This is a genomic window from Streptomyces kanamyceticus (assembly GCF_008704495.1).
Taxonomy (GTDB): Bacteria; Actinomycetota; Actinomycetes; order Streptomycetales; family Streptomycetaceae; genus Streptomyces; species Streptomyces kanamyceticus.
Map to the genome: position 1 here is coordinate 2,585,064 of NZ_CP023699.1, position 26,929 is coordinate 2,611,992.

The 26,929-nt window shown below is 71.4% G+C and carries 20 protein-coding genes; 5 read left to right on the forward strand and 15 right to left on the reverse strand.

The window, feature by feature from the left end:
- Positions 1–18: 18 nt before the first annotated feature.
- The 3 genes from acnA to CP970_RS10170 all read right to left on the reverse strand — a co-directional run bounded on the left by acnA (position 19) and on the right by CP970_RS10170 (position 4,579).
- Complete coding sequence (acnA, locus tag CP970_RS10160) at positions 19–2,733, reverse strand: aconitate hydratase AcnA (protein WP_055547494.1); 2,715 nt, start codon at positions 2,731–2,733, stop codon at positions 19–21.
- Positions 2,734–2,937: 204 nt separating this feature from the next.
- On the reverse strand, positions 2,938–3,462 hold the full coding sequence (locus CP970_RS10165) for a hypothetical protein (RefSeq protein WP_224058344.1): 525 nt from the start codon (positions 3,460–3,462) through the stop codon (positions 2,938–2,940).
- Between the two features lie 109 nt (positions 3,463–3,571).
- Positions 3,572–4,579, reverse strand: coding sequence for a LacI family DNA-binding transcriptional regulator (locus CP970_RS10170; protein WP_055547436.1), 1,008 nt, complete (start codon positions 4,577–4,579; stop codon positions 3,572–3,574).
- Positions 4,580–4,672: 93 nt separating this feature from the next.
- Between CP970_RS10170 and CP970_RS10180 the strand changes: the two genes are divergently transcribed.
- Together CP970_RS10180 and CP970_RS10185 are read left to right on the forward strand one after the other, a co-directional pair.
- On the forward strand, positions 4,673–6,577 hold the full coding sequence (locus tag CP970_RS10180; RefSeq protein WP_055547498.1) for an amidohydrolase: 1,905 nt from the start codon (positions 4,673–4,675) through the stop codon (positions 6,575–6,577).
- A 93-nt stretch (positions 6,578–6,670) separates the two neighbouring features.
- Positions 6,671–8,200 carry a helix-turn-helix domain-containing protein gene (locus tag CP970_RS10185; RefSeq protein ID WP_055547438.1) on the forward strand — a complete coding sequence of 510 codons (1,530 nt, stop codon included), beginning with the start codon at positions 6,671–6,673 and terminating at the stop codon, positions 8,198–8,200.
- A 108-nt stretch (positions 8,201–8,308) separates the two neighbouring features.
- On the opposite strand, the gene CP970_RS10195 is transcribed toward CP970_RS10185, so the two are convergent.
- On the reverse strand, positions 8,309–8,710 hold the full coding sequence (locus CP970_RS10195; protein WP_055547440.1) for a RidA family protein: 402 nt from the start codon (positions 8,708–8,710) through the stop codon (positions 8,309–8,311).
- 87 nt (positions 8,711–8,797) lie between these two features.
- Positions 8,798–9,910 (reverse strand): acyl-CoA dehydrogenase family protein, encoded by a 1,113-nt coding sequence (locus tag CP970_RS10200; protein WP_055547442.1) that lies wholly within the window; start codon positions 9,908–9,910, stop codon positions 8,798–8,800.
- A gap of 108 nt (positions 9,911–10,018) precedes the next feature.
- Here CP970_RS10200 and CP970_RS10205 point away from each other — a divergent pair, with 108 nt between their 5' ends.
- Together CP970_RS10205 and CP970_RS10210 are read left to right on the forward strand one after the other, a co-directional pair.
- On the forward strand, positions 10,019–11,686 hold the full coding sequence (locus CP970_RS10205; protein WP_055547443.1) for an AMP-binding protein: 1,668 nt from the start codon (positions 10,019–10,021) through the stop codon (positions 11,684–11,686).
- Between the two features lie 4 nt (positions 11,687–11,690).
- The gene (locus tag CP970_RS10210; protein WP_055547445.1) at positions 11,691–12,512 is read left to right on the forward strand and encodes a PaaX family transcriptional regulator; all 822 of its coding nucleotides are present in this window, start codon (positions 11,691–11,693) and stop codon (positions 12,510–12,512) included.
- Positions 12,513–12,516: 4 nt separating this feature from the next.
- Here the strand turns inward: CP970_RS10210 and CP970_RS10215 are convergent, their stop codons facing one another.
- Both CP970_RS10215 and CP970_RS10220 read right to left on the reverse strand, forming a co-directional pair.
- Positions 12,517–14,910, reverse strand: coding sequence for a bifunctional salicylyl-CoA 5-hydroxylase/oxidoreductase (locus CP970_RS10215; protein ID WP_079043504.1), 2,394 nt, complete (start codon positions 14,908–14,910; stop codon positions 12,517–12,519).
- Positions 14,907–15,734, reverse strand: a complete 828-nt coding sequence (locus tag CP970_RS10220; protein ID WP_055547447.1) for an enoyl-CoA hydratase family protein — start codon at positions 15,732–15,734, stop codon at positions 14,907–14,909. The genes CP970_RS10215 and CP970_RS10220 overlap by 4 nt, the downstream gene beginning before the upstream one ends.
- A 269-nt stretch (positions 15,735–16,003) precedes the next feature.
- Between CP970_RS10220 and CP970_RS10225 the strand changes: the two genes are divergently transcribed.
- The gene (locus tag CP970_RS10225) at positions 16,004–16,441 is read left to right on the forward strand and encodes an ATP-binding protein (RefSeq protein ID WP_055547502.1); all 438 of its coding nucleotides are present in this window, start codon (positions 16,004–16,006) and stop codon (positions 16,439–16,441) included.
- On the opposite strand, the gene CP970_RS10230 is transcribed toward CP970_RS10225, so the two are convergent.
- The 8 genes from CP970_RS10230 to CP970_RS10265 all read right to left on the reverse strand — a co-directional run bounded on the left by CP970_RS10230 (position 16,413) and on the right by CP970_RS10265 (position 26,901).
- Complete coding sequence (locus CP970_RS10230) at positions 16,413–17,861, reverse strand: amino acid permease (RefSeq protein ID WP_055547448.1); 1,449 nt, start codon at positions 17,859–17,861, stop codon at positions 16,413–16,415. The genes CP970_RS10225 and CP970_RS10230 overlap by 29 nt on opposite strands.
- Positions 17,862–17,909: 48 nt before the next feature.
- Positions 17,910–18,908: an ornithine carbamoyltransferase gene (gene argF, locus CP970_RS10235; RefSeq protein ID WP_055547455.1), complete on the reverse strand. Its 999-nt coding sequence runs from the start codon at positions 18,906–18,908 to the stop codon at positions 17,910–17,912.
- A 101-nt stretch (positions 18,909–19,009) separates the two neighbouring features.
- Positions 19,010–20,242 (reverse strand): arginine deiminase, encoded by a 1,233-nt coding sequence (locus CP970_RS10240; protein ID WP_055547462.1) that lies wholly within the window; start codon positions 20,240–20,242, stop codon positions 19,010–19,012.
- A gap of 260 nt (positions 20,243–20,502) precedes the next feature.
- Positions 20,503–23,103 carry a polynucleotide kinase-phosphatase gene (locus CP970_RS10245; RefSeq protein ID WP_055547464.1) on the reverse strand — a complete coding sequence of 867 codons (2,601 nt, stop codon included), beginning with the start codon at positions 23,101–23,103 and terminating at the stop codon, positions 20,503–20,505.
- On the reverse strand, positions 23,100–24,608 hold the full coding sequence (locus CP970_RS10250) for a 3' terminal RNA ribose 2'-O-methyltransferase Hen1 (protein ID WP_055547504.1): 1,509 nt from the start codon (positions 24,606–24,608) through the stop codon (positions 23,100–23,102). The genes CP970_RS10245 and CP970_RS10250 overlap by 4 nt, the downstream gene beginning before the upstream one ends.
- Before the next feature lie 139 nt (positions 24,609–24,747).
- The gene (locus tag CP970_RS10255) at positions 24,748–25,443 is read right to left on the reverse strand and encodes an HAD-IB family hydrolase (RefSeq protein ID WP_055547466.1); all 696 of its coding nucleotides are present in this window, start codon (positions 25,441–25,443) and stop codon (positions 24,748–24,750) included.
- A gap of 101 nt (positions 25,444–25,544) precedes the next feature.
- Positions 25,545–25,799 (reverse strand): acyl carrier protein, encoded by a 255-nt coding sequence (locus CP970_RS10260; protein WP_224058346.1) that lies wholly within the window; start codon positions 25,797–25,799, stop codon positions 25,545–25,547.
- An 82-nt stretch (positions 25,800–25,881) separates the two neighbouring features.
- On the reverse strand, positions 25,882–26,901 hold the full coding sequence (locus CP970_RS10265; RefSeq protein ID WP_055547474.1) for a beta-ketoacyl-ACP synthase III: 1,020 nt from the start codon (positions 26,899–26,901) through the stop codon (positions 25,882–25,884).
- Positions 26,902–26,929 lie beyond the last annotated feature (28 nt).

Below are 26,929 nucleotides of genomic sequence, written 5' to 3' on the forward strand. Positions count from 1 at the left end.
CTACTCAGTGCGCGAAGCCTACTTACGGATCAGGCTGCGCAGCACGTACTGCATGATGCCGCCGTTGCGGTAGTAGTCCGCCTCACCGGGGGTGTCGATGCGGACGACCGCGTCGAACTCCACGCCGGTGTCGGTGGTGACCTTGACCGTGCGCGGCGTCGTGCCGTTGTTCAGCTCGGTCACGCCGGTGAAGGAGAAGGTCTCCTCGCCGGTCAGGCCGAGGGAGTCGGCGTTCTGGCCCTCCGGGAACTGGAGCGGGAGGACGCCCATGCCGATGAGGTTCGAGCGGTGGATGCGCTCGTACGACTCGGTGATGACGGCCTTGACGCCGAGGAGCGCGGTGCCCTTGGCGGCCCAGTCGCGGGACGAGCCCGAGCCGTACTCCTTGCCGCCCAGGATGACCAGCGGGGTGCCCTGGTCGATGTAGTTGCGCGAGGCGTCGTAGATGAACGAGACGGGCCCGTCCGCCTGCGTGAAGTCGCGGGTGAAGCCGCCCTCGGTGCCCGGCGCGAGCTGGTTGCGCAGGCGGATGTTGGCGAACGTGCCGCGGATCATGACCTCGTGGTTACCACGGCGCGAGCCGTAGGAGTTGAAGTCGCGGCGCTCGACGCCGTGCTCCGTGAGGTACTTGCCCGCCGGGGTGTCGGCCTTGATCGCACCGGCCGGGGAGATGTGGTCGGTGGTGACCGAGTCGCCCAGCTTGGCCAGGACGCGGGCGCCCGTGATGTCCTGGACGGGGGACGGCTCGTGCGCCATGCCCTCGAAGTAGGGGGGCTTGCGCACGTAGGTCGACTCGGCGTCCCACTCGAAGGTGTTGCCGGTCGGGATCGACAGCGCCTGCCACTGGGCGTCGCCCGCGAAGACGTCGGAGTAGGACTTGTTGAACATGTCCTCGCCGATGGAGTTGGCGACGACGTCGTTGACCTCGGCCTCGGAGGGCCAGATGTCCTTGAGGAAGACCGGGTTGCCGTCCTGGTCGGTGCCGAGCGCCTCGGTCGTGATGTCGACCTTCATCGAGCCCGCGATGGCGTACGCGACGACCAGCGGCGGGGACGCCAGGTAGTTCATCTTGACGTCGGGGTTGATGCGGCCCTCGAAGTTCCGGTTGCCGGAGAGGACGGACGTCACGGCCAGGTCGTGGTCGTTGACGGCCTTCGAGACCTCCTCGGGCAGCGGGCCCGAGTTGCCGATGCAGGTGGTGCAGCCGTAGCCGACGAGGTTGAAGCCGACCTTGTCGAGGTAGGGGGTGAGCCCCGCCTTGTCGAAGTAGTCGGTGACGACCTTCGAGCCGGGCGCGAGGGTGGTCTTGACCCACGGCTTGCGGGTCAGGCCCTTCTCGACGGCCTTCTTCGCGACGAGCGCGGCGGCGACCATCACGTACGGGTTCGAGGTGTTGGTGCAGGAGGTGATGGCCGCGACCGTCACCGCGCCGTGGTCGATCTCGTAGGTCGAGCCGTCGGGGGCCGTGACCGTGGTCGGGTTCGACGGGACGCCGTTGGTGGTGGCCGGGGCGTCGGACGCCGGGAAGGACTCCTTGCCGGCCTCCTCGTCGTCGGAGACGTAGTTGCGCACGTCGACGGCGAACTGCTGCGCGGCGTTGGCGAGGACGATGCGGTCCTGCGGGCGCTTCGGACCGGCGATCGACGGGACGACCGTGGCGAGGTCCAGCTCCAGCTTCTCGGAGAAGTCCGGCTCGGCGGCCGGGTCCAGCCAGAGGCCCTGCTCCTTGGCGTACGCCTCGACGAGCGCGACCTGCTGCTCGTCACGGCCGGTCAGGCGCAGGTACTTCAGCGTCTCGTCGTCGATCGGGAAGATCGCGGCGGTGGAGCCGAACTCGGGCGACATGTTGCCGATGGTGGCGCGGTTCGCGAGGGAGGTGGCGGCGACGCCCTCACCGTAGAACTCGACGAACTTGCCGACGACGCCGTGCTTGCGCAGCATCTCGGTGATGGTCAGCACGAGGTCCGTGGCGGTGGTGCCCGGCTTGAGCTCACCGGTCAGCTTGAAGCCGACGACGCGCGGGATGAGCATCGAGACCGGCTGGCCCAGCATCGCGGCCTCGGCCTCGATGCCGCCGACGCCCCAGCCGAGCACGCCGAGGCCGTTGACCATCGTGGTGTGCGAGTCGGTGCCGACGAGGGTGTCGGGGTACGCCTGGCCGTTACGGACCATGACCGTGCGGGCCAGGTGCTCGATGTTGACCTGGTGCACGATGCCGGTGCCCGGGGGGACGACCTTGAACTCGTCGAAGGCGGTCTGGCCCCAGCGCAGGAACTGGTAGCGCTCCTTGTTGCGGCCGTACTCCAGCTCGACGTTCTGGCCGAAGGCGTCGGCGGTGCCGAACTTGTCGGCGATGACGGAGTGGTCGATGACCAGCTCGGCCGGGGCCAGCGGGTTGATCTTCGCCGGGTCGCCGCCGAGCTCCTTCACGGCCTCACGCATGGTGGCGAGGTCGACGACGCAGGGCACGCCGGTGAAGTCCTGCATGATCACGCGGGCCGGCGTGAACTGGATCTCCTGCGAGGGCTGGGCCTGCGAGTCCCAGGAGCCGAGGGCACGGATGTGGTCGGCGGTGATGTTCGCGCCGTCCTCGGTACGGAGCAGGTTCTCCAGCAGGACCTTCAGGCTGTAGGGAAGGCGTGCGGAGCCCTCGACCTTGTCCAGCTTGAAGATCTCGTACGACTCGTCGCCCACGCGCAGCGTGCTGCGGGCGTCGAAGCTGTTCGCCGACACGACAGTCTCCTTCATATATGTGCGCGTTTCCGTCACATCCTGCCGCCACGACTCCTCGTCGATCCGCTAAGGTAAGGCTTAGTTAGGTAACCCTTACCGAGTGGCGGCTTCTGGTGCGCCTCGGCAGATATCTCGATGTCGAGATAACTCTAGTACATGAACCGTCGTGACGACGAGGCGCGCCCGCCGCCTCGTCGTCACCCGTCACAGCAGCGCCGTCAGGCGCCGCACGCTACGGCTGCCCTCACGGCGTACGCCCAGGGGGATCAGGGCGGCGCGGGTCGGCAGGCGCACGCCTCCGGTGAACGCCACCCGCGTGCCCGGGCCATCCGGCGTCGCCGCGACGCCGATCAGCAGGAACCGGCTCTGCAGCCAGCACCAGCCGGGCCGCTGCACCCCGCGCAGGCGCGCCCGCATCCCGTACCGGCTGCGCGCCAGCGCCTCCACCCGCTCGCCCTGCCGACGGACGACGCGCAGCCGCTCCATGTCGGGCACGACCTGCCCGAAGGTGCCCTCCAGGTCGCTCAGCAGGCTCCAGACCCGTTCGTACGGCGCGTCGACGTACGCCTCGGTCACGTGGGCGGCGCGAATGCCGTCGGCCAAGGCATGCAGGCGGCGTACGGGGTCGAGGTCGGTGACGGGCCAGGGTTCGGTCATGACGTCCCTGATGTCGGCGGAGAGCTGGGGGTCGCCGCGGGCGGGGGCGAGGGTGTGCGGCCGGTTCGGCATGTGGCCTCCTGGGCGGGCGAGGTGGGATTCCGTCGCCCTGTTGAGGAGCCGTCCGCGCGAAACGTTCCCTCGGGGTAGGTGAATTCTTTCGGCGGCGTGCGGGGCTCGACTACCCCTCGGCGGGCCGGGCGAGCGACGAGGCGCGAACGAGGAGGGCGGCGGGGACGACGACCGGGCCCGCGGTCCGTTCGGTGGCACCCTCGACCAAGTCGGCGAGGAGGCCCACGGCGGCGCGGGCCGTCCGCTCCGGGTCCAGGGTCACCGTGCTCACGGGCGGGTCCGTCGCCGCGTACCCGGGGTCCTCACTCGCGCACACCACGCGCAGGTCCCCCGGGACGCGCAGGCCGAGCCTGGCCGCGGCGGCGAGGAGCTGGCGGCCTCCCGGGTCGTACGCGGCGTAGACGGCGTCGGCGCGGTCCTGGCCGCCGCGCAGCAGCTCGTCGAAGCCGTGCCCCTGGTCGTCGGCCACGTCGAAGGGCACGATCAGCGCGGGCGCGCCGCGCTCCGCGCACCACCGCTCGTACGCCGCCGTCACCGCGCGCGCGTAGTGCTCGTCGCCGTTGCCCGACTGCAGGGCGATCCGGCGGGCGCCGGACGCGGCGAGGTGGTCGAGGACCTCGTGGGTGGTCGCCTCGTGGTCGTTGTCGACCCAGTGGTCGCCGGGGCGCGGGTCGCCGGGGATGCCGTCGAAGACGAGCGGGATGCCGCGGGCGCGCAGCGCGTGGACCATCGGGTCGCCGCGCGGGCTGTCCATGATCAGCATGCCGTCGACGGCGAGGCTGTGCCACGAGTCGTCCGCCGCGCGGTCGGCGGGCAGCGTGGTCAGGGCGTAGCCGCGCGCGTGGGCCGCGGAGGTGGCCGCCGTGAGGGCGCGCGAGAAGTAGGCGATCTCCGCGTAGTTCCAGGCGGTGGGGAACGTGGTGACGGCGATGCCGAGCGTGCGGCTGCGCGGGGGCCCCGGGGTGCCGTAGCCGAGCCGTGTCGCCGTCTCGCGGACCCGGCGGCGGGTCGCGTCGCCGATCCGTCCCGTGCCGTTCAGGGCGTGCGAGACCGTCGCGGTCGAAACCTCCGCGGCGCGGGCTATGTCGGCGAGAGTCGGGCCTGGCACGCGGCACATCGTACGGAATCCGTCGTCCGGGGCGGGTTCTGGTTAACGGATTACTCGTCGAGGGTTCCCCCCACTCACCGTCGCCCATCCCTTGGAGTGGTCGTGTCCCAGTCGAACGTTCCTCCGCTCTCCCGTCGCGGGCTGCTCGCCGCAGCCGGGGCCGCGGGGGCCGCCGTCGCCGTCGGGGCGTCGGGGGCGGCCGCCGCCTCCGGTACGGCCGCCGCCTCGCCCCGCAGGTCCGCCGCGCTCGTCGTGCACAACGCCCATGTGTTCACCGGGACTTCGGACCACGCACGAGCCAGGGCCGTCGCCGTCGGACGGGACGGGAAGATCCTCGCCGTCGGGAGCGACTCCTCGCTCAAGCGGTTCATCGGGCGGGACACCCAGGTGGTGGACGGGCGCGGCGGCACCGTCATGAGCGGTGTGCACGACGGGCACGCGCATCCGATGGACGCCGCGAGCCGTTCACTGCGGCCCTCCCTGGCCGGGGCCGAGCAGACCGTCGAGGAGCTCCAGAAGACGCTGACCGGATTCTTGAAGGACTCCGCCGAGCAGGAGCCCGACGGGTGGCTCGTGGTGGAGGACTGGAACCCGGTCGGGCTGCTGCCCCAGGGCACCGCACCGCACCACGACATGCTCGACGCCCTGCCGACCCGCCGCCCCATCGCCCTGCGCGGCGGCGACGGGCACAACCTGTGGGCCAATCAGCGCGCCCTGGACATCGCGAAGATCACGGCGTCGACCCCCGACCCGGTCGGCGGAAAGATCGTCAAGGGTCCCGACGGCAAGCCGAGCGGGGTGCTCAAGGACGACGCCCAGCCGCTCGTCTCCCGGCACATCCCCGAGCCCGACGAGACCCAGTTGGCCGATGCCGCCGCGAAGATCCTCGCCGAGGCCGCCGCGTCCGGCATCACCACCTTCATGGAAGCCGTCGTGGGCCGCGGCGAACTGAAGCTCTATCAGCGTCTCGCCGAGTCGGGGCGCCTGCTCCAGCGCATCGTGCCCGCGCTGCGCGTCGAGACCGATCTGACGACGGACCCGGCGGGCGCGCTCGCGTACGCCAAGGGCCTGCGCGCCGACTTCAAGGACGTCCCCGGGCTGCGCTTCGGCACCGTCAAGGTCTTCCTCGACGGCGTCATCGAGTACCCGGCGCAGACCGCCGCGCTCCTGAAGCCCTACCTCGACAAGGACGGCAGGCCCACCGACCACCGCGGCGACCTGTACGTCTCGGCGGCGGACTACGGACGGCTCAGCGCCGCCTTCAACGCCGAGGGCTGGCAGATGCACGCGCACGCCATCGGCGACCGCGCCGTACGCACCTCGCTCGACGGCTACGCGTACGCCCTGCGCGAGACGGGCCGCCGTGATCTCCGCAACACCACGGCCCACCTCCAACTGGTCGACCCCGCCGACCTGCCGCGCTTCGCCGCGCTCGGCGTCGTGGCCTGCATGCAGCTCCAGTGGGCCGCCCGCAACACCTGGACGATGGAAGCACTGCTGCCCTACATCGGCGCCGAACGCCACCGGTGGCAGTACCCGGCGCGCAGTCTCCAGAAGCGGCGCGCGGCGCTCGCGGGTGGCTCGGACTGGCCGGTCGACCCCCTACAGGTCTGGAACCAGATCCGTACCGCGATCGACCGCGAGGGCATGGAGGGCGGCGGCGACCTGTACCGCGCACAGGAAGGTCTCAGCCGTACGTCTTCCCTGCTCATGCACACCGCGGGCACCGCGCGTCAACTTCGCATGGAGCACGTCACCGGGACCGTGGAGAGAGGAAAAGCAGCCGACATCGTGCTGCTCGACAGGGATGTGACGCGGTGTCCGGTGGCTGATATCAGCTCATCCGAGGTGCGCCTCACGCTTGTCGGGGGCACAGTGGTGCACGACGCCGAGTCGTCGGCAGGTCGCGCGGCCGCCGCCCGAGTGACGCGGGCGGCGGCGGGGCCCCGGCCCACGTCGTACGCGTCGGTGCACGGCGGACGGCACGCCTCGTGCGGCTGTGGCTGAACTCCCGTACGGGAGACGTCCCCCGGACGGCCGATCCTCATATGGCCTACCCCAGCGCATGCGTCATCTCATATCTGAGATAACCTGCGACACATGGCAGACGACTACCTCGTACGCATCGGCAAGCTCATCCGTGACGCCCGGCAGCACAGGGGCTGGACGCAGACGCAGCTCGCCGAGGCGCTCAGCACCAGCCAGAGCGCCGTCAACCGCATCGAGCGCGGCAACCAGAACATCAGCCTTGAGATGATCGCCCGGATCGGCGAGGCGCTCGACAGTGAGATCGTCTCGCTCGGGTACGCGGGCCCCATGCACCTGCGAGTGGTCGGCGGCCGCCGTCTCTCCGGCGCCATCGACGTCAAGACGAGCAAGAACGCGTGCGTGGCGCTGCTCTGTGCGTCCCTGCTGAACAAGGGCCGCACGGTGCTGCGCCGCGTCGCCCGCATCGAAGAGGTCTACCGCCTCCTCGAAGTGCTCAACTCCATCGGCGTGCGCACCCGTTGGATCAACGACGGCGTCGACCTGGAGATCGTGCCGCCCGCCAAGCTCGACATGGACGCGATCGACGCGGAGGCGGCGATCCGCACCCGCTCGATCATCATGTTCCTCGGTCCGCTGCTGCACCGCATGGACCGTTTCAAGCTGCCCTACGCGGGCGGCTGCGACCTCGGCACCCGCACGATCGAGCCGCACATGATCGCGCTGCGCAGGTTCGGCCTGGACATCGCGGCGACCGAGGGGCTGTATCACGCCGAGGTCGCGCGGGACGTCTCCCCCGACCGCCCCATCGTGCTCACCGAGCGCGGGGACACCGTCACCGAGAACGCGCTGCTCGCCGCGGCCCGCAGCGCCGGTACGACGGTCATCCGCAACGCGTCGTCGAACTACATGGTCCAGGACCTGTGCTTCTTCCTGGAGGCGCTCGGCGTCGAGGTCGAGGGCATCGGCACCACGACCCTGACCGTGCACGGCGTCCCGAACATCGACGTCGACGTGGACTACTGCCCCTCCGAGGACCCGGTCGAGGCGATGAGCCTGCTTGCCGCCGCCGTCGTCACGGAGTCCGAACTGACCGTGCGCCGCGTGCCGATCGAGTTCCTGGAGATCGAGCTCGCGGTCCTGGAGGAGATGGGCCTCGACCACGACCGCACGGCGGAGTACCCCGCCGACAACGGCCGGACGCGCCTGATCGACCTCACGGTGCGGCCCTCCAAGCTGGAGGCGCCGATCGACAAGATCCACCCGATGCCGTTCCCCGGCCTGAACATCGACAACGTCCCCTTCTTCGCGGCGATCGCCGCGGCGGCGCAGGGCAAGACGCTGATCCACGACTGGGTGTACGACAACCGGGCGATCTATCTGACGGACCTGAACCGTCTCGGTGGGCGTCTGCAGCTGCTTGATCCTCACCGGGTGTTGGTGGAGGGTCCCACTCGGTGGCGCGCGGCGGAGATGATGTGCCCGCCCGCGTTGCGGCCGGCTGTGGTGGTGCTGCTCGCGATGATGGCCGCGGAGGGCACGTCCGTGCTGCGCAATGTGTATGTGATCAACCGGGGGTACGAGGATCTCGCGGAGCGGTTGAACTCCGTGGGTGCGCAGATTGAGACGTTCCGGGACATCTAAGTGGAGCCGGGGTTTCGGGGGCTTCGCCCCCGGACCCCCTTATCGGCCTGGACGGCCTCGTCCTCAAACGCCGGACGGGCTGAATATCCCCGGCCGGACTGGAAGTCCTCAGTCGAGCACAGCCACCCCGTCCAGCTCCACCATCGCCTGCTCGTCCCAGAGGCGGACCGCTCCGATCACCGCCATCGCCGGGTAGTCGCGGCCCGCCAACCGCCGCCAGATACGGCCCAGTTCGGGCGCGCACGCGCGGTAGTCGGCGACGTCCGTGGCGTACACGGTGACGCGGGCGAGGTCGGCGGGGGTGCCGCCGGAGTGGCGCAGCGCGGTGAGCAGATTGCCCAGCGCCACCTCGAACTGCTCGGGCAGGGTCACCCCCGTGACCTTGCCCGAGCCGTCGAGAGCGGTCTGCCCGGCGAGGAAGACGAGCTGGGACCCGGTAGCGGTGACAGCGTGCGAGAAGCCAGTGGCGGGAGAGAGTTCAGCGGGATTCACACGGTGTAGGGGCATCAGCTGCGACTCCTTGATAGGGGACGTGCGGAAAAGGGGCGCGGGGAACTGCGCGACCAGCCACGACGGGCCCGCGGATTCCCACGACGCTCACCCATAAAGCTCCTTAGCGATGATGGACCTCTGCACCTCGCTCGCCCCCTCATAAATCCGAGGCGCCCGCACCTCCCGATACAGGTGCTCAAGCAGATGCCCGCGCCGCAACGCACAAGCCCCGTGCAACTGAACGGCCGCGTCGACCACATACTGCGCCGTCTCCGTGGCAAGAAGCTTCGCCATGGCCGCACGCCGTGCAATACCCGTCGCCCCCGCGTCGTACGCGGAAGCCGCCGCGTACACCATCAACCGCGCCGCCTCCGTCCGCACGGACATCTCCGCGACCTGATGGCTCACGGCCTGCAAGTCCTTCAACTTGCCGCCGAACGCGTCCCGTTCGGCCGTATGAGCCAGCGTCGCGTCCAGCGCCGCCTGTGCCATGCCGACCGCGAACGCCCCGACGCTCGGCCGGAAGCGGTTCAGGGTCGTCATGGCCACCCGGAAGCCGCGGTCGACCTCGCCGAGCACGTCGTCGGGGCCGACCCGTACCGCGTCGAAGGCGAGTGCGCCGATCGGGTGCGGGGAGAGCATGTCGAGGGGGGTGCCGGTCAGGCCCGCGCGGTCGGCGGGGACCAGGAACGCGGTGACGCCGCGGGCTCCCGCGTCCGGTGACGTGCGGGCGAAGACGGTGTAGAAGTCGGCCTCGGGCGCGTTCGAGATCCAGCACTTCTCGCCCGTGAGGCGCCAGCCGTCCGAGCCGTCCCGCACCGCTTCGAGGGAGAGGGCGGCCGCGTCCGAGCCCGCGCCCGGTTCGGAGAGCGCGAAGGCGGCGACGGCATGCCCCTTGCGGACCTGCGGCAGCCAGCGTTCGCGCTGCGCGGGAGAGCCGTGGGCGTGCACCGGATGGGCGCCGAGGCCTTGCAGGGCAAGGGCGGTCTCGGCCTCCGTACAGACGTAGGCGAGGGATTCGCGCATCAGGCAGAGGTCGAGGGCGCCGGAGGTGAACAGGCCGTCCAGGAGCCCGAGTTCACCCAGCGCCGCCACCAGCGGGCGGTTCACGTGGCCGGGATCGCCCTGCTCCACCAAGGGGCGCAGCCGCTCGGCGGCGAGCGTGCGCAGTTCCGCACATCGGGCGGTTTGGTCAGGATTGAGCGAGAATGCCGTCATCCCAGGCCCCTCCTTTATCGCGCACCGTTGACTGTCGTCACCATCACGATACGCTCGTGGAGCGAGCCCACCACAGCGCCCGACCGGCAGGCAAGGGGGCACCCCGCCATGGCATCCATCGGCATTCCAGGGCTGACACCATCCGGACACGTCGACACGTTCGCCCGGGACCACCTCCCGCCGCGCGAGCAGTGGCCCGCCCTCGTCCACGACCGGCCCGAGCTGCACTACCCCGCCCGCCTGAACTGCGGCGCGGAACTCCTGGACCGCACCGTGGAGCGGCACGGCGCGGAGCGCCCCGCCTTCCACGCCCCGTCCGGCGAGACCTGGACGTACGGACAGCTCCAGGACCACGTCGACCGCATCGCGCACGTGCTCACCTCCGAACTCGGCGTACTGCCGGGACAGCGCGTGCTGCTGCGCGGGGCCACCACGCCCTGGCTCGCGGCCTGCTGGCTCGCGGTGATGAAGGCGGGCGCCGTCGCCGTGACCGTCCTGGCCCAGCAGCGCGCGCAGGAGCTGGCCACGATGTGCGAGATCGCCGAGGTGCGACACGCGCTGTGCGACATCAGGGCCGTCGACGACCTGATCAAGGCGGGGATCCCGGGGCTCAGCATCACGACGTACGCCGGTGAGGGCCCCGACGACCTCTTCGCGCGCGCCGCCCGGCAGCCCGCCTCCTACGAAGCGGTGGACACCGCGGCCGACGACGTCGCGCTGATCGCGTTCACCTCGGGCACCACGGGCCGCCCCAAGGGGTGCATGCACTTCCACCGCGACGTGCTCGCCATCGCCGACACCTTCGCGCGCCACGTCCTCAGGCCCGGCCCCGACGACGTCTTCACGGGCAGCCCGCCGCTCGGCTTCACCTTCGGGCTCGGCGGTCTTGTGATCTTCCCGCTGCGCTTCGGCGCCTCCTCGCTGCTGCTCGAACAGGCGGGCCCCAAGCAGCTGTTGCCCGCGATCGCCGAGCACGGCGTGACGGTCCTGTTCACCGCGCCGACCGCGTACCGCACGATGCTCGACCACCTCGACGCGCACGACATCTCCTCGCTGCGCCGCTGCGTCTCGGCGGGCGAGAACCTGCCCGCGGGCACCTGGCAGGCCTGGCACCGGGCCACCGGGCACCGCATCATCAACGGCATAGGCGCCACCGAGCTGCTCCACATCTTCATCTCCGCCGCCGACGAGGCGATCAGGCCCGGCACGACGGGGCTCCCCGTGCCGGGGTGGCACGCGCGCGTGGTGGACGACTCCGGGGCACCGCTGCCCGACGGCGAACCGGGGCTGCTCGCCGTGCGCGGCCCGGTCGGCTGCCGCTATCTCGCCGACGAACGCCAGCAGGTCTACGTACGGCACGGCTGGAACGTCACCGGGGACACCTACGTCCGCGACACCGACGGCTACTTCCGCTACATCGCACGCGCCGACGACATGATCATCTCCGCCGGGTACAACATCGCGGGCCCCGAGGTCGAGGAGGCCCTGATGCGCCACCCGGACGTCGCGGAGACGGCCGTCGTGGGGCGCGTCGACGAGCTGCGCGGGCAGATCGTGGTGGCGTACGTCGTGCTGCGCGAGGGAGCGGCCAGGGACCCGGACCGGCTCCGCGACTTCGTGAAGGCGGAACTCGTCCCCTACAAGTGCCCGCGCGCGTTCGTGTTCCTCGACGCGCTGCCGCGCACGCCCACGGGGAAGCTGCAGAGGTTCCGGCTGCGGGCGGAGCCGCCGAAGGACAGCGGTGCCGCCGAAGGACCCCGGTCGCCCGTAGAGTGATCACGTGTCCGAGCAGCACACTCCACGATCCCTGATCGTCACCTTCTACGGCGCCTACGGCCGGGCGGCACCGGGTCCGGTGCCGGTCGCCGAGCTGGTGCGCCTCCTCGCGCCGGTCGGCGTCGACGCGCCGTCGGTGCGCTCGTCGGTGTCCCGCCTCAAACGCCGGGGGCTCCTGGTGCCCGCCCGCACGGGTTCGGGCGCGGCCGGTTACGCCCTCTCACCGGACGCCCGTCAGCTCCTGGAGGACGGCGACCGCCGCATCTACGGCGCGTCACCCGACGCCCGGCGCGAGGGCGGCTGGGTCCTCGCCGTCTTCTCCGTCCCCGAAGCGGAGCGCCACAAGCGGCACGTCCTGCGCTCCCGCCTCGCGGGCCTCGGCTTCGGCACGGCGGCGCCCGGCGTCTGGATCGCCCCCGCGCACCTCTACGAGGAGACCAGGCACACCCTGGAGCGCCTCCAACTCGCCCCGTACGTCGACCTGTTCCGCGGCGAGCACCTGGGCTACGCGCCGACGGCCGAGGCGGTGGCCCGCTGGTGGGACCTCTCCTCGCTCGCCAAGCAGCACGAGGCGTTCCTGGACCGCCACGAGCCGGTGCTCCGCTCCTGGGAGGCCCGCCGCGACACTCCCCCACCGCCGGAGGAGGCCTACCGGGACTATCTGCTCGCGCTCGACTCCTGGCGCCAATTGCCTTACGCGGACCCGGGGTTGCCCCCAGAACTGCTTCCTGACGACTGGCCGGGGGCCCGCTCGGCGGCGGTGTTCGCGGAGCTCGACGGGTGGCTGCGGGAGGCGGGCGCGGCGTTCGTGACGACCGCGCCCTGAAACATCAACTCTCCAGCTTCAGGCGCTGCTTCGGCGCGTCCGTGCGGCCCGTCTGCGGGCGGCGGCTGCCCGCTCCGTACTGGGTGGGCCAGGGGGCGCCGGGGCCCGTGTAGCCCTGTTCGGCCGCCGCGTGCAGGGTCCAGTGCGGGTCGTAGAGGTGGGGGCGTGCCAGGGCGCACAGGTCGGCCCGGCCCGCCAGGATCAGGGAGTTGACGTCATCCCAGGAGGAGATGGCGCCGACCGTGATCACCGGGATGCCGGTCTCGTTGCGGATCCGGTCGGCGTACGGCGTCTGGTAGGAGCGGCCGTACGCGGGGCGTTCCTCGGAGACGACCTGGCCCGTGGAGACGTCGATGGCGTCGGCGCCGTGGGCCGCGAACGCGCGGGCGATCTCGACCGCGTCGTCCGCCGTGGTGCCGCCGTCGGCCCAGTCCGTCGCCGAGACGCGGACCGTCATGGGCCTGTCGTCCGGCCACACCTCCCTTACCGCGTCGAGGACTTCGAGGGGGAAGCGGAGCCGGTTCTCCAGCGGGCCGCCGTAGGGATCCGTGCGGTGGTTGGTCAGCGGGGAGAGGAAGCCGGAGAGCAAGTAGCCGTGGGCGCAGTGGAGTTCGAGGAGGTCGAAGTCCGCGTGTGCGGCGCGGCGGGCCGCCGCGACGAACTGTTCACGGATCTCGGTGAGGCCCGCGCGGGAGAGCTCGTGCGGGGTCTGGCTGTCGGGGCGGTACGGGAGCGGGGACGCGGCCGACAGGGGCCAGTTGCCGTCGGGCAGCGGCTCGTCGATGCCCTCCCACATCAGTTTCGTGGAGCCCTTGCGGCCCGAGTGGCCCAGCTGCACGCCGATCGCGGCGCCGGGCGCCCGCTCGTGCGCGAAGGCGGTGATCCGCCGCCAGGCCTCGGCCTGTTCGTCGGTGTAGAGCCCGGCGCAGCCCGGGGTGATCCGGCCGTGCTCGCTGACGCAGACCATCTCGGTCATCACCAGGCCCGCGCCGCCCAGGGCCCGCGCGCCCAGGTGGACGAGGTGGAAGTCGCCGGGGACGCCGTCCACCGCGGAGTACATGTCCATGGGCGAGACCACGACGCGGTTGCGCAGGGTGAGGCCGCGCAGGGTGAAGGGCGTGAACATGGGCGGCGTGCCCTCCGGGCAGCCGAAGTCGCGCTCGACGGAGGCGGTGAAGCGGGCGTCGCGCAGCCGGAGGTTGTCGTGCGTGACGCGGCGGCTGCGGGTCAGGAGGTTGAACGCGAACTGGCGCGGCGGCTGGTCGAGGTAGTCGGGCAGCCGCTCGAACCACTCCAGGCTGGCGCGGGCCGCGCGCTGCGTGGACGCGACGACGGCGCGGCGCTCCGCCTCGTACGCGGTGAGCGCGCTCGGGATGTCGGGCTGCTCCTGGAGGCAGGCGGCGAGGGCGAGCGCGTCCTCGACGGCGAGCTTGGTGCCGGAGCCGATGGAGAAGTGGGCGGTGTGCGCGGCGTCGCCGATGAGGACCGTATTGCCGTACGACCAGTGGGAGTTGACCACCGTACGGAAGTTGATCCAGGCGGACTTGTTGCCGCGCAGGGGGCGGCCGCCGAGCGCGTCGGCGAAGATCTTGGCGCAGCGCTCGGTCGACTCCCGCTCGTCGAGCCCGTCGAACCCCGCCGCGCGCCAGACCTCCTCGCGCATCTCGACGATGACGGTGGACTCGTGCGGCGAGAACGGATAGCCGTGCAGCTGCATGACGCCGTGCTCGGTCTCGGCGATCTCGAAGCGGAACGCGTCGAAGGCGAAGTCGGCGGCCAGCCAGATGTAGCGGCAGCGGTGGGTGGTGAGGTCGGGGCCGAAGGCTTCGGCGTGCGCGTCGCGGGTGGCGCTGTGCACGCCGTCGGCCGCGATGACCAGGTCGTACGAGTCGGCGAGCGTGGCCGCGGGCGGTGCCTCCGTACGGAAGCGGAGCTCGACGCCCAGGTCGTGGCAGCGCGCGTGCAGGATCTCCAGGAGCCTGCGCCTGCCGAGCGCCGCGAAGCCGTGGCCGCCGGAGGTGTGCCGGGTCTCGCGGTGCACGATGTCGATGTCGTCCCAGCGCACGAACTCGTCCTGGAGCGCGGCGTAGACGACGGGGTCGGCGTGCTCGATGCCGCCGAGCGTCTCGTCGGAGAGGACGACGCCGAAGCCGAAGGTGTCGTCGGGCGCGTTGCGCTCCCAGACGGTGATCTCGCGGTCCCGGTCGAGCCGCTTGAGCAGGGCGGCGGCGTAGAGGCCGCCGGGGCCTCCGCCGATGATCGCGATGCGGTGCGCCTCGGGCGGCGTGGGCGGTGTGGACGCCTTGCCGCCGTCGGGCGCCTCGGTGGGGCCGTGCGTATCCTGCGGGTCGCCTGTGGCTGGTCGCGCAGTTCCCCGCGCCCCTTCGGGGGCGCTCATCGGCCCTGCCACTTCGGCGGGCGCTTCTCCGTGAAGGACGCGTGGAACTCCGCGTAGTCCTCGCCGTTCATGAGGAGGGCCTGGGTCGCCGCGTCCAGTTCGACGGAGGCGGCGAGCGGCATGTCGAGTTCGGCGGTGAGCAGCGCCTTGGTCTGGGCGTAGGCGAGGGCGGGTCCGTCGGCGAGTCTGCGGGCCAGTACGGAAGCCGCTTCGCCCGCCTTGCCCTCCTCCGTCAACTCGCTGATCAGGCCGATCCGTTCGGCCTCCGGGGCACGGACGGGCTCGCCCAGCATCAGCAGCCGCGTGGCGTGGCCGAGGCCGACGACGCGGGGCAGCAGGTAGGCGGCGCCCATGTCGCCGCCGGAGAGGCCGACGCGGGTGAAGAGGAAGGCGAACTTCGCGGACGGGTCGGCGATCCGGAAGTCGGCGGCGAGGGCGAGGACCGCGCCCGCGCCCGCGGCGACGCCGTGCACGGCGGCGATCACCGGGAAGGGGCACTCGCGGACGGCGCGGACGACCTGGCCCGTCATGCGGTTGAAGTCGAGCAGCTGGGAGGTGTCCATGGCGAGCGTCGCGCCGATGATCTCGTCGACGTCGCCGCCCGAGCAGAAGCCGCGCCCCTCGCCGCCGAGCACCAGGGCCCGCACGGACTTGTCGCGGGACAGCTCGGCGAGCAGGTCGCGCAGGTCGGCGTAGGCGCCGAAGGTGAGCGCGTTGAGCTTGTCGGGGCGGGCGAGGGTGACCGTGGCGACGCCGTCGTCGACGGCCAGGCGCAGATGCCGCCAGTCGGGGGTGCGGGTCGCGGAGCCGGTGAAGGGACTCATGAGGGTGCGGCCTCCTCGGCCTGGGGCTGGAGTTCGCTACCTTTCGAAGTTATCACTTGTTTGTGACTGCCGTCATGAGTACGCGATACAGCAGCCGGGGAGCAGGACCCTCGAACCCGCCCCACAAGGGAACGAATTTCCCGATATACGCGTCTTGTCACACAGAGCACGGCAGGGCCGGACGTCCCGGAAATGCCCGACCGTCGCCCCTGTCGACATAGCGCTTAAGATTCGTACGGTTGAAAGCAGGACCAGGACCGCCTGCTGCCCTGAACGGACCCGCCTTGCACGAACCTCCTTCTCCCGCCTCCTGGCGCATCGCACTGCCCCACACCACGGCAGCCGTGCCGGTCGCGCGCGCCCTGGTCCGTACGGCGCTCACCGACATCGAGTCGTCGGCCGACACCGACACCGCCGAGCTCCTCACCGCCGAGCTGGTCGCGAACGCCGTCGAGCACACGTCGGGCGAGGACCCCATAGAGCTGGTGATCGAGCTCCTGCCGACCGGCTGCCAGGTCGAGGTCCACGACTCCAACCCGCTGCCGCCGGGCGATCTGACCGACCCCACGGCCGGCGAGCCCGACCCCTGGCAGGAGCACGGGCGCGGGCTGCTGCTCATCCGCACCCTGAGTTCGTCCTGCGGTCACCGGGCCACCGAGTCCGGCAAGGCCGTCTGGTTCACGCTCCCCGGGACGCACCGGCACTGACCGGCGCCTCTCCCCTGCCGAGGCGCGAGTGACCGCGCCCGTAGAGCGCGTAGACGACGGCGCCCACCGCGACGAACACCGCGAACTGCAGCCACGTCGACCAGCCGGTGCCCCAGATCAGATAGAGGCAGAAGGCGACGCCGAGGACCGGGCTGAGCGGGTAGAGCGGCACCCGGAAGGTGCGCTTGAGGCCGGGGCTCGTACGGCGCAGCGCGATCACCGCGATGTTCACCACGACCATGATCGCGAGGGTGCCGATGGTGGTCAGGTTGACCACCACGTCGAGCGAGGAGAAGGCGGCGGGCACGGCGACGACGGCCGCGACGATCCAGGTGTTGGCCACCGGCGTGGACGTCTTCGGCGACACGCGTTCGAAGACGCGCGGCATCAGGCCGTCGCGGGACATCGACATCAGGATGCGGGTCTGGCCGTACATCACGGCGAGCACCACCGAGGCGATGGCGACGACCGCGCCGAAGGCGATGATGCCGCCGCCGACGGTCGAGTCGGTGACCTGGTTGACGATCAGGGAGAGCGCGGCGGGCTTGTCGGCGACCGCGTCCGAGCCGATCGCGCCGATGGCGGCGAGGGCCACCGCGACGTACAGCAGGGTCACCACACCGATGCAGATCATGATCGCGAGCGGGATGTTGCGCCGCGGGTTCTTGACCTCCTCGCCCGCCGTGGTGACCGCGTCGAAGCCGATGAACGAGAAGAACGCGAGGGACGCGCCCGCGGTGACGCCGGAGACGCCCGCGCCCATGAAGGGCGTGAGGTTGCCGTCCTCGAACGCCGAGAAGGCGATCGCGAGGAAGAGCAGCAGGATGCCGATCTTCAGCACGGCCATGGCGGCCGTCGCCCCCGCGCTCTCCCGGATGCCGCGCACCAGGAGCGTGGCGGCGAGCAGGATGACGACCACGGCGGGCAGGTTCACGACACCGCCCTCGCCGGGCCCCGCGGAGAGGGCGGTGGGCAGCTCCCAGCCGGTGAGGCTGTTCAGGAGTTCGTTGAGGTACTGGCTCCAGCCCACCGCGACGGCGGAGACCGAGACGCCGTACTCCAGGAGCAGGCACCAGCCCACCAGGAACGCGGTGCGCTCGCCGAGCGAGGCGTACGCGAAGGAGTACGAGCTGCCCGAGACCGGGATGGCGCCGCCCAGCTCCGCGAACGAGAACGCGGTGAAGATGCAGGTCACGGCGGCGAGCACATAGGAGACCGCGACGGCGGGGCCCGCCTCGGCGACGGAGTCGGAGAGACCGACGAAGATCCCGGTGCCGACGATGGCGCCGACGCCGAAACACACGAGCTGGAAGAGCCCCATGGTCCGCTTGAGGCCGTGGCCTTCGAGGTCGGCGCCCGACTCGGCGACGAGCTGCTCGGGGGACTTGATGCGAAGCCCGGTGGGACTCATGGGGCTCATGGGGTGGTTCTCGTTTCTGGTGGTGCTGGGGTGGCGCGGTGGGAACGGTCAGGACAGGGTCGCGACGAGGATCGCCTTGATGGTGTGCAGCCGGTTCTCAGCTTCGTCGAAGACGACGGAGTGCGCCGACTCGAAGACCTCGTCGGTGACCTCCAGGGACTCCAGGCCGTACGTCTCGTGGATCTCGCGCGCGACCGTGGTGCCCAGGTCGTGGAAGGCGGGCAGGCAGTGCAGGAACTTCACGTCCGCGTTCCCGGTGGCGCGCAGGACGTCCATCGTCACCGCGTACGGCGCGAGGGCGGCTATGCGCTCGGCCCACACCTCCTTGGGCTCGCCGATCGACACCCAGACGTCGGTGACGACGAAGTCGGCGGCCCGTACGCCCTCGGGGACGTCCTCGGTGAGCGTGACGCGGGCGCCGCTGGCCTCGGCCAGTTCGCGGGCCTTGGCGACGATCTCGTCGGCGGGCCAGTAGGCCCGGGGCGCGACCAGGCGGACGTCCATGCCGAGCAGGGCGCCGGTGATCAGGTAGGAGCTGCCCGTGTTGAAGCGGGCGTCACCGAGGTAGGCGAAGGCGATCTCGGTGAGGGGCTTGGCGCTGTGCTCGGTCATCGTGAGGACGTCGGCGAGCATCTGGGTGGGGTGCCACTCGTCCGTCAGGCCGTTGTAGACGGGCACGCCCGCGTGGGCGGCGAGCGTCTCGACGGTGTCCTGCGCGTCCCCGCGGAACTGAATCGCGTCGAACATCCGGCCGAGCACCCGGGCGGTGTCCTTGGCGGACTCCTTCGTACCGATGTGCGAGCCCGCCGGGTCGATGTACGTCGTCGACGCGCCCTGGTCGGCGGCGGCCACCTCGAAGGCGCAGCGCGTCCTCGTCGAGCTCTTCTCGAAGATCAGCGCGACGTTCCTGCCGCGCAGGCGCTGCGTCTCGGCCCCTGCCTTCTTCGCCGCCTTCAGCTCGGCGGCCAGGTCGAGCAGGCCGCGGAACTCGTCGGCGGTGAAGTCCAGCTCCTTGAGGAAGTGGCGGCCGGTGAGGTCTGTGGCCATGGGGCGCTCCTGGGATGCGAATACGGGGACATTGAAACTATATACGATGCTCCACATTTCTATACACGCGGGAACAGGCGCGGAACCGGCGAGGGTACTGACTACGACCCGGGCACCGCGTCCCGCTCGACCGGACAGCTCATACACCGCGGCCCGCCCCTGCCGCGCCCCAGCTCGCTCCCTCTTATCTCGATCACCTCGATGCCCTGCTTGCGCAGGTGCGTGTTCGTCGTCGAGTTCCGCTCGTAGGCGACGACGACGCCCGGCTCCACCGCGAGGACGTTGCAGCCGTCGTCCCACTGCTCGCGCTCGGCCGCGTGCACGTCCTGGGTGGCGGTCAGGACCCGGATCTCGCTGAGCCCGAGCGCCGCGGCGATCGCCCGGTGCATGTGCTCGGGCGGATGGTCGGTCACCTTCAACTCCCGCTCCCCCACGCCCGGTTCGATGGTGTACGAGCGGAGCATGCCGAGCCCCGCGTACTGCGTGAAGGTGTCGCCGCCGACCATCGTCATGACGGTGTCCAGGTGCATGAACGCGCGCCGCTTCGGCATGTCGAGCGCCACGATCGTCTTCGCCGAGCCCGCCGCGAACAGCTTGTGGGCGAGCATCTCGACGGCCTGCGGCGTGGTGCGCTCGCTCATGCCGATGAGCACGGCGCCCTTGCCGATCACCAGGACGTCGCCGCCCTCGATGGTGGAGGGGTAGTCCGCCTGGCCCTGCGACCAGACGTTGAAGTCCGCCTTCCGGAACAGCGGGTGGTGCTGGTAGATCGCCTCGAAGTGCACGGTCTCGCGCTGCCGGGCGGGCCAGCGCATCGCGTTGATCGAGACGCCGTCGTATATCCAGGCCGAGGTGTCCCGCGTGAAGAGGTGGTTGGGCAGCGGACCGAGCAGGAAGTCGTCCAGGTCCATGCAGTGGAAGCGCACGGACGTCGGCTCGGCGTTGCCCGCCAGGAACTCGCGCTTGGTCATCCCGCCGATCAGCGCCTCGGCCAGTTGGGCGGACGGCATCGTCTCGAAGGCCATCCGCAGGTGGTCGGTGGCCAGCGGCCCGTACTCCTTCTCGTCGAAGACCCGGTCCAGGACGAGGAGCCGCGCCTCGGGCACGTCCAGGGTCTCGGTCAGCAGATCGCCGAAGAGATGGACCTCGACGCCCCGGTCGCGCAGCACGTCGGCGAACCCGTCGTGCTCCTGGCGGGCCCTGCGCACCCACAGGACGTCGTCGAAGAGCAGGGCGTCCTTGTTGGTCGGAGTCAGCCGCTTGAGCTCCAGATCGGGGCGGTGCAGGATGACGCGGCGCAGCCGCCCGGCCTCGGAGTCGACATGGAATCCCATGGGTTCCATCTTTCCCCGGCCGGGCGGCCTACGCGCGGGCAATCACATAGGGCCTGTCCGGCGGATCAGGGCGCGCTCGGCTGGCGTCCCCCGTCCGGTGGGCACGAGCGGGGTCTGGTGCGTGCGGCTGCAAGGCGGAGGAGGGCGGCTACGCAGTGGGGCCTCCCCTGCTCGAGCGAAGCCGAGAGCTTGGGGGAGTGCGTGCCAGACCCCGCGACAGCGCCATGATCCGCCGGACAGGCCCTAACCCCGGGGCGCGTTCAGAGCCGCGGGTCCACCGGCTCCGACTCCAGGGCCAGGACCGCGAACACCGACTCGTGCACCCGCCACAGCGGCTCACCGTCCGCCAGGCGGTCCAGGGCCTCCAGGCCGAGCGCGTACTCCCGGGTGGCGAGCGAGCGCTTGTGGCCGAGGAAGCGGCCGCGCAGCTTGGCCAGGTTCTCCGGGCGCGTGTACTCCGGACCGTAGATGATCCGCAGGTACTCACGGCCCCGGCACTTGATGCCGGGCTGGACGAGGCGGCCCTTGTCGTCGCGGACCAGGGCCCCGACCGGCTTGACGACCATGCCCTCGCCGCCGCGGCTCGTCATCTCCAGCCACCAGTCGACGCCCGCGCGGACCGACTCCTCGTCGCCCGTGTCGACGTACAGCCTGCGCGTGGTCCGCAGCAGGCCCGTGCCGTCGTGCTCCACCATGCGGTCGATCAGGGCCAGCTGCTCGTCGTGCGGGAGCGCGGCGAGGCTCCTGCCCTGGACGGCAAGGAGCTGGAACGGCGCGAGGTGCACCCCTTCCAGGCCGTCCGTCGGCCAGCAGTAGCGGCGGTAGGCGTCGGTGAACGCGGCGGCGTCCGCGGCCCGTTCCCGCTGCCTGTCGAGCAGCGCGCCGGTGTCCACACCGCGCTCCCGCGCCGCCGCCAGGGCGGCGAGCGCGCCGGGGAAGACGGCCCCGGACGCGGCGCCCACCGCCGCGTACTGCGTGCGGAGCAGCCCGGACGCCTTGAGCGACCACGGCATCAACTCGGCGTCGAGGAGCAGCCAGTCGGTGGCGAGCTCCTGCCACAGGCCCGCTTCGGTGACGGCGGCGCGCAGCCTGCCGAGTATCTCCTCGGTGACGGACGCGTCGGAGAAGAAGGGCCGTCCGGTGCGGGTGTAGAGCGATCCTGTGGGCCCTTCCATGCCGAACCGCTCGCGGGCCACGTCCGCGTCACGGCAGACCAGGGCCACCGCGCGCGAGCCCATGTGCTTCTCCTCGCACACGACGCGGGCGACGCCGTCCCGCGCGTACGAGGCGAACGCCTCCGCCGGGTGCTCCAGATAGCCCTCGCGCTGCGAGGTGGCGGTCGGCGCCATCGTCGGCGGCAGGTACGGAAGGAGGCGCGGGTCCACGGCGAAGCGGCTCATGACCTCCAGCGCGGCGGCCGCGTTCTCCTCGCGCACGGCGACGCGGCCCGCGTGCCGGGTCTCCACCACACGGCGGCCGTGCACGTCGTTCAGGTCGAGCGGCCGCCCCTCGCGCCCGCCGGGCGCCTCGGTGCTCAGCGGCCTCGACGGCTCGTACCAGACCTGTTCGGCCGGTACGTCGACGAGCTCGCGCTCCGGCCAGCGCAGCGCGGTGAGGTGGCCGCCGAACACCGCACCCGTGTCCAGGCAGATGGTGTTGTTCAGCCAGGTCGCGGTGGGCACCGGGGTGTGGCCGTAGACCACGGCGGCGCGGCCGCGGTACTCCTCCGCCCACGGGTAGCGCACCGGCAGGCCGAACTCGTCGGTCTCGCCGGTCGTGTCGCCGTACAGCGCGTGCGAGCGCACCCGGCCCGACGTGCGGCCGTGGTACTTCTCGGGCAGCCCGGCGTGGCAGACGACCAGCTTCCCCCCGTCCAGGACGTAGTGCGAGACGAGTCCGTCCACGAACTCCCGCACCTGCCCGCGGAACTCCTCGCTCTCCCCCGCCAACTGCGCGGCGGTCTCGGCGAGTCCGTGCGTGTGCTGGACGCCGCGGCCCTTGAGGTACCGGCCGAGCTTGTTCTCGTGGTTGCCCGGCACGCAGAGCGCGGTGCCGCCCGCGACCATCGACATCACGCGGCGCAGCACGCCGGGCGTGTCCGGGCCGCGGTCGACGAGGTCGCCGACGAACACGGCGGTACGTCCTTCCGGGTGCACCCCCTCGACGTAACCGAGCTTGCCGAGCAGGGTCTCCAGTTCGGAAGCGCAGCCGTGGATGTCGCCGATGATGTCGAAGGGCCCGACGAGGTGGGAGAGGTCGTTGTAGCGCTTCTCGGTGACGATCTCGGCGGCCTCGACCTCCGCCACGCCCCGCAGGACGTGCACCTTCCTGAATCCCTCGCGCTCCAAGTGCCGCAAGGAGCGCCGCAGTTCGCGCTGGTGGCGCAGGATGACGCGGCGCGGCATGCCCGCCCGGTCCGCGCGCGCGGCGTTGCGCTCGGCGCAGACCTCCTCGGGCACGTCGAGCACGATGGCGATGGGCAGCACGTCGTGCGCCCTGGCCAGCTCGATCAGCTTCTTGCGGCTGTCGCTCTGCACGCTGGTCGCGTCGACGACGGTGCGGCGTCCCGCGGCGAGGCGCTTGCCCGCGATGTAGTTGAGCACGTCGAAGGCGTCGCGGCTCGCGCCCTGGTCGTTCTCGTCGTCGGCGACGAGCCCGCGGCAGAAGTCGCTGGAGATGACCTCGGTGGGCTTGAAGTGCCTGCGCGCGAAGGTGGACTTGCCGGATCCGGTGGCGCCGATCAGGACGACGAGGGAGAGGTCGGTGACGGGCAGCACGCGTCCCGCGCGGGCTGCTTCGGTGCCGGTGTCACTGCTGGTGCTGGTGCCGGTCTCGGTCTCGGTCTCGGTCTCGTTCGTCATGCGGCCCGCACCTCCTTCTTCTTGTCGTTCGCAGTCGTCGCGTTCTTGTCCTGCCGCGTGAAGGCCGCCAGCTGGGTCGGCGGCCCCACCTCGGGGTCGTCGTCCCCGACGGGCTCGAACCGCACGTCGTACCCGTGCCGTTCGGCGACCCGGTGGGCCCAGGCGCGGAACTCCTCGCGGGTCCACTCGAAGCGGTGGTCCCCGTGCCGCACGTGCCCGGCGGGCAGCGTCTCCCAGCGCACGTTGTACTCGACGTTCGGCGTCGTCACCAGGACGGTGCGGGGCCGCGCGGAGCCGAACACCGCGTACTCCAGGGCGGGCAGCCGCTCGACGTCGAGGTGCTCGATGACCTCGCTGAGCACGGCCGCGTCGTACCCCTTGAGACGCTTGTCGGTGTACGCGAGCGAGCCCTGCATGAGCGTGACGCGCTCGGCCCTGCGCTCGCCCATGCGGTCCAGCTTGAGCCGCCGCGAGGCGACGGTCAGCGCGCGCATGGACACGTCCACGCCGACGATCTCGGTGTAGCGGACGTCCTTGAGCAGTTCCTGCACCAACTGGCCCTGCCCGCAGCCCAGGTCGAGCACGCGCGCGGCTCCCGACGCGGCCAGCTCGGCGAGGATCGCCGTACGGCGGCGCACGGCGAGCGGCACCGGCTTCTCTTCGGTGTCACTCTCCTCGTCTACCGCGTTGTCGATCTCCTCGACGTCCGTGTCGTCGGCGTCGGCGAGCCGCACCAGTTCGAGCCGCTCCGTCGCCTCGCGGGTCAGCGACCAGCGGCGCGCCAGATAGCGGTTGGTGATGACCTGCTGCTCCGGGTGGACCGCGAGCCAGCCCTCGCCCGCGCGAAGCAGCTTGTCGACCTCGTCGGGCGAGACCCAGTAGTGCTTGGCGTCGTCGAGCACCGGGAGCAGCACGTAGAGGTGCCGCAGCGCCTCGCCCAGGGTCAGCTTTCCCTCGGGCACGTCGAGCACGAGACGCACGTACCGCGAGTCGCCCCACTCCGGGAACCGCTCGTCCAGCGGCACGGGCGTCGCCTGCACCGTCCAGCCCAGCGGCTCGAAGAGCCCCCGCACCAGCTCGGCGCCGCCGCGTGCGGGCAGCGCGGGCACCTCGATCCGCAGCGGCAGCGGCCGCGCGGCCCGCTCGGGACGCGCGGCGCACACGCCGCGCATCGCGCTGGAGAACACCGCGCTCAGGGCCACCGCGAGCAGCGACGACGCGGCGTAGGGCCGGTCGTTCACGTACTGCGCGAGCGCCGCGTCGGGCGCACCGCCCCGCCCCTTGCCGTTGCCCTTGCCTTTGCCGCGCCGCACGAGCGCGACGGGATCGACCTCCAGAAGCAGCGCGGCCGTGCAGCGCTCCTCGCTCGCCTCGGGGTAGACGACGTGCGCGGTGCCGTACGACGTGGAGAACGCCTGCGCCTTGTCGGGGTGCTTGTGGAGCAGGAACCCGAGGTCGGTCGCCGGGCGTTCGGGGGTGCCGGTTGTACTGATCGTCAGGAACACGGGGTGGGCCTCGAAAGGGAGTCTGAGCTGTGCGTACGCACCGGTCCCGCCGGTGTGGCGCACGCGCCGGTGGCACGCCGCGGTGGTCCGCGGGCGTTCCTCCGCAACGTACAGCGAAACACCGGAGGCACACTCGGGATTATTCGGGCCCGGGCAGCGGTTCCGGGGCCGGGGCGCCGGGCAGGAGCTGCCAGCAGCGGCGCCGGGCGAGCGCGCGCAGCGCGGCGTCGCCGCCGACGACAGCGGCGGATCCGGTGGCCTCCAGCATGGGCAAGTCGGAGGCGTGGTCTCCGTAGGCGACGCAGTCCGCGGGCGCGGCCCCGTGCGCGGCGGCGGCGAGGCGTACGGCGTCGGCCTTCGCGCGGCCGATCATGGGCGGGCGGCCGAGGCCCCCGGTGTAGCGGCCGTGCGCGATCTCCGGCGAGGTGGACCACACGTCGTCGGCGCCGATGTGCTCGGCGAGCGGCGCGAGGCAGGCGGCGAACGAACCGGAGACGAGCACGATCCTGTCTCCCGCGGCTTGGTGCCCGCGCAGGGCGTCGAGGGCGTACTCGTTGAAGAGGCCGCCCTGCCGGAGCTCGGCGGCGAACCAGTCGCGCGCCAGTGCCGACACCCGCGCGGCGTCGGCCCCCGCGAAGTTCTCGAAGTACGCGAGGTTCGTCCGCTCCCTCGGCACGCCGATCTCCGTCATGGCCTTGAGCCGCTGGCGCCGCCTGTCGTACTCGTGCGGCTCGTGCCCCTCGGCGGCCAGGTAGTGGCGCAGGAAACGGAAGAGGGTGGTCGCCGTGGTCAGGGTGCCGTCGACGTCGAAGAACGCCAGCCGGGTGCGGTTCATCGGTCCTCTTCGGGGTGATCCGTGGTCGTGTTCGGGTCTCAAGGGCGGGCGGGCAGCGGCCTGTTGGGGGTAGGCCGCCGCCCCGCTCGGCGCCCGGGCGCCTAGGCGGGGACGCCCTTGGCGCGCAGGAGCTCGATGGTCCCCGCGATGTTCCCGGCCTCCTGGAGCTCGTCGTCGGTGACCTGCACGCCGAACTGCTTGGTCAGTGCGACGGCCAGCTCGACGAGCACGAGGGAGTCGAAGCCGAGCATGTCGTACGCGGTGTCGGCGGTGGTGCCCTCCGGCGCCTCGTACTCGGTGGTGAGGATCTCCATCAACTCGGCGGAGAGGGTGGAGTTCTGGGGCATGGTTTGCATGGTTTGCATGGTCATGACAGGTAACCCGCTGTTCTGGAGTAGGGGAATGTTCTGGAGTAGGGGAATTCGTCGTGCGCGAGCGTCAGGCGGGCGTCACGTCGGGCCAGGTCAGGGCGACCGACCCCCAGGTGAGCCCGCCGCCGAACGCGGTGAGCAGGACGCGCGAGCCCGGCGTGAGCGTGCCCTGCGACGCCGCGTGCGCAAGGGCCAGCGGGATCGAGGCGGCCGAGGTGTTGCCGACCCGGTCGAGATGGACGACGGCCCGCTCCTCGGGGATGCCGAGCTGCTTGGCGAGCGCCTTGAGGATGCGCGCGTTGGCCTGGTGACCCACCAGGTGGTCGACCGATTCGGTGGTCCAGCCGATGCTGTCGAGCACCGAGGTGGACGACTCCGCCATTCTGGCGACCGCGGCGGCGAACACCTTCTTGCCCTGCATCGTGAAGTACCGGCCGTCGGGGTCGGGTTCACCCGGCGTGGAGCGCTGCCGGGAGCCACCGGCCGGAATGCTGATGAGGTCCCGGTGCAGACCGTCGGAGCCCAGGTCGACGCCGAGCAGGACGCCGGGCTGTCCGGAGTCGTCGGCCGCGGCGAGGACGACGGCGCCCGCCCCGTCGCCGAAGATGACCGAGGTGGTCCTGTCGGCGGGATTGATGATCGTCGAGTACGTCTCGGCCCCGATCACCAGGATGCGCTCGGCCTGTCCCGCGGTGATCTGCGCGGAGGCGGTGGCCAGGGCGTAGAGGAATCCGGAGCAGACGGCCGAGATGTCGTACGCCCCGATGGGACCGAGTCCCAGGCGGGCGGCGACGTCGGGCGCGGTGGCCGGGCAGGGGTGGTCGGGCGTGGTGGTGGCGAGGACGACGGCGTCCACGGCGCCCGGTTCCGCGTCGAGTCCCGCCGACTTCAGTGCCCGGTGCCCGGCCTCGACGGCGAGGTCGCCGGTCGAGGTGCCGGGCGAGACCCGGTGGCGGGCGCGGATGCCGGTCCGCGTGGTGATCCACTCGTCGGTGGTGTCGAGTTCGGCCGCGAGGTCCTCGTTGCTGATGACCCAGGGCGGGAGGTAGCTGCCGAGTCCCATGAGCGCGGCAGGTCGGTACGCCATGCGTGGCCTTCCTTTGCGGTTGCGGAGT

Excerpts from the sequence above, each read along its gene's own strand:
- CP970_RS10165 (WP_224058344.1), bottom strand. The coding sequence starts at position 3,462 with ATGCCGAACCGGCCGCACACCCTCGCCCCCGCCCGCGGCGACCCCCAG.
- CP970_RS10170 (WP_055547436.1), bottom strand. The coding sequence starts at position 4,579 with ATGTGCCGCGTGCCAGGCCCGACTCTCGCCGACATAGCCCGCGCCGCG.
- CP970_RS10185 (WP_055547438.1), top strand. The coding sequence starts at position 6,671 with ATGGCAGACGACTACCTCGTACGCATCGGCAAGCTCATCCGTGACGCC.
- CP970_RS10200 (WP_055547442.1), bottom strand. The coding sequence starts at position 9,910 with ATGACGGCATTCTCGCTCAATCCTGACCAAACCGCCCGATGTGCGGAA.
- CP970_RS10205 (WP_055547443.1), top strand. The coding sequence starts at position 10,019 with ATGGCATCCATCGGCATTCCAGGGCTGACACCATCCGGACACGTCGAC.
- CP970_RS10215 (WP_079043504.1), bottom strand. The coding sequence starts at position 14,910 with ATGAGCGCCCCCGAAGGGGCGCGGGGAACTGCGCGACCAGCCACAGGC.
- CP970_RS10220 (WP_055547447.1), bottom strand. The coding sequence starts at position 15,734 with ATGAGTCCCTTCACCGGCTCCGCGACCCGCACCCCCGACTGGCGGCAT.
- CP970_RS10230 (WP_055547448.1), bottom strand. The coding sequence starts at position 17,861 with ATGAGCCCCATGAGTCCCACCGGGCTTCGCATCAAGTCCCCCGAGCAG.
- argF (WP_055547455.1), bottom strand. The coding sequence starts at position 18,908 with ATGGCCACAGACCTCACCGGCCGCCACTTCCTCAAGGAGCTGGACTTC.
- CP970_RS10240 (WP_055547462.1), bottom strand. The coding sequence starts at position 20,242 with ATGGGATTCCATGTCGACTCCGAGGCCGGGCGGCTGCGCCGCGTCATC.
- CP970_RS10245 (WP_055547464.1), bottom strand. The coding sequence starts at position 23,103 with ATGACGAACGAGACCGAGACCGAGACCGAGACCGGCACCAGCACCAGC.
- CP970_RS10255 (WP_055547466.1), bottom strand. The coding sequence starts at position 25,443 with ATGAACCGCACCCGGCTGGCGTTCTTCGACGTCGACGGCACCCTGACC.
- CP970_RS10260 (WP_224058346.1), bottom strand. The coding sequence starts at position 25,799 with ATGCAAACCATGCCCCAGAACTCCACCCTCTCCGCCGAGTTGATGGAG.
- CP970_RS10265 (WP_055547474.1), bottom strand. The coding sequence starts at position 26,901 with ATGGCGTACCGACCTGCCGCGCTCATGGGACTCGGCAGCTACCTCCCG.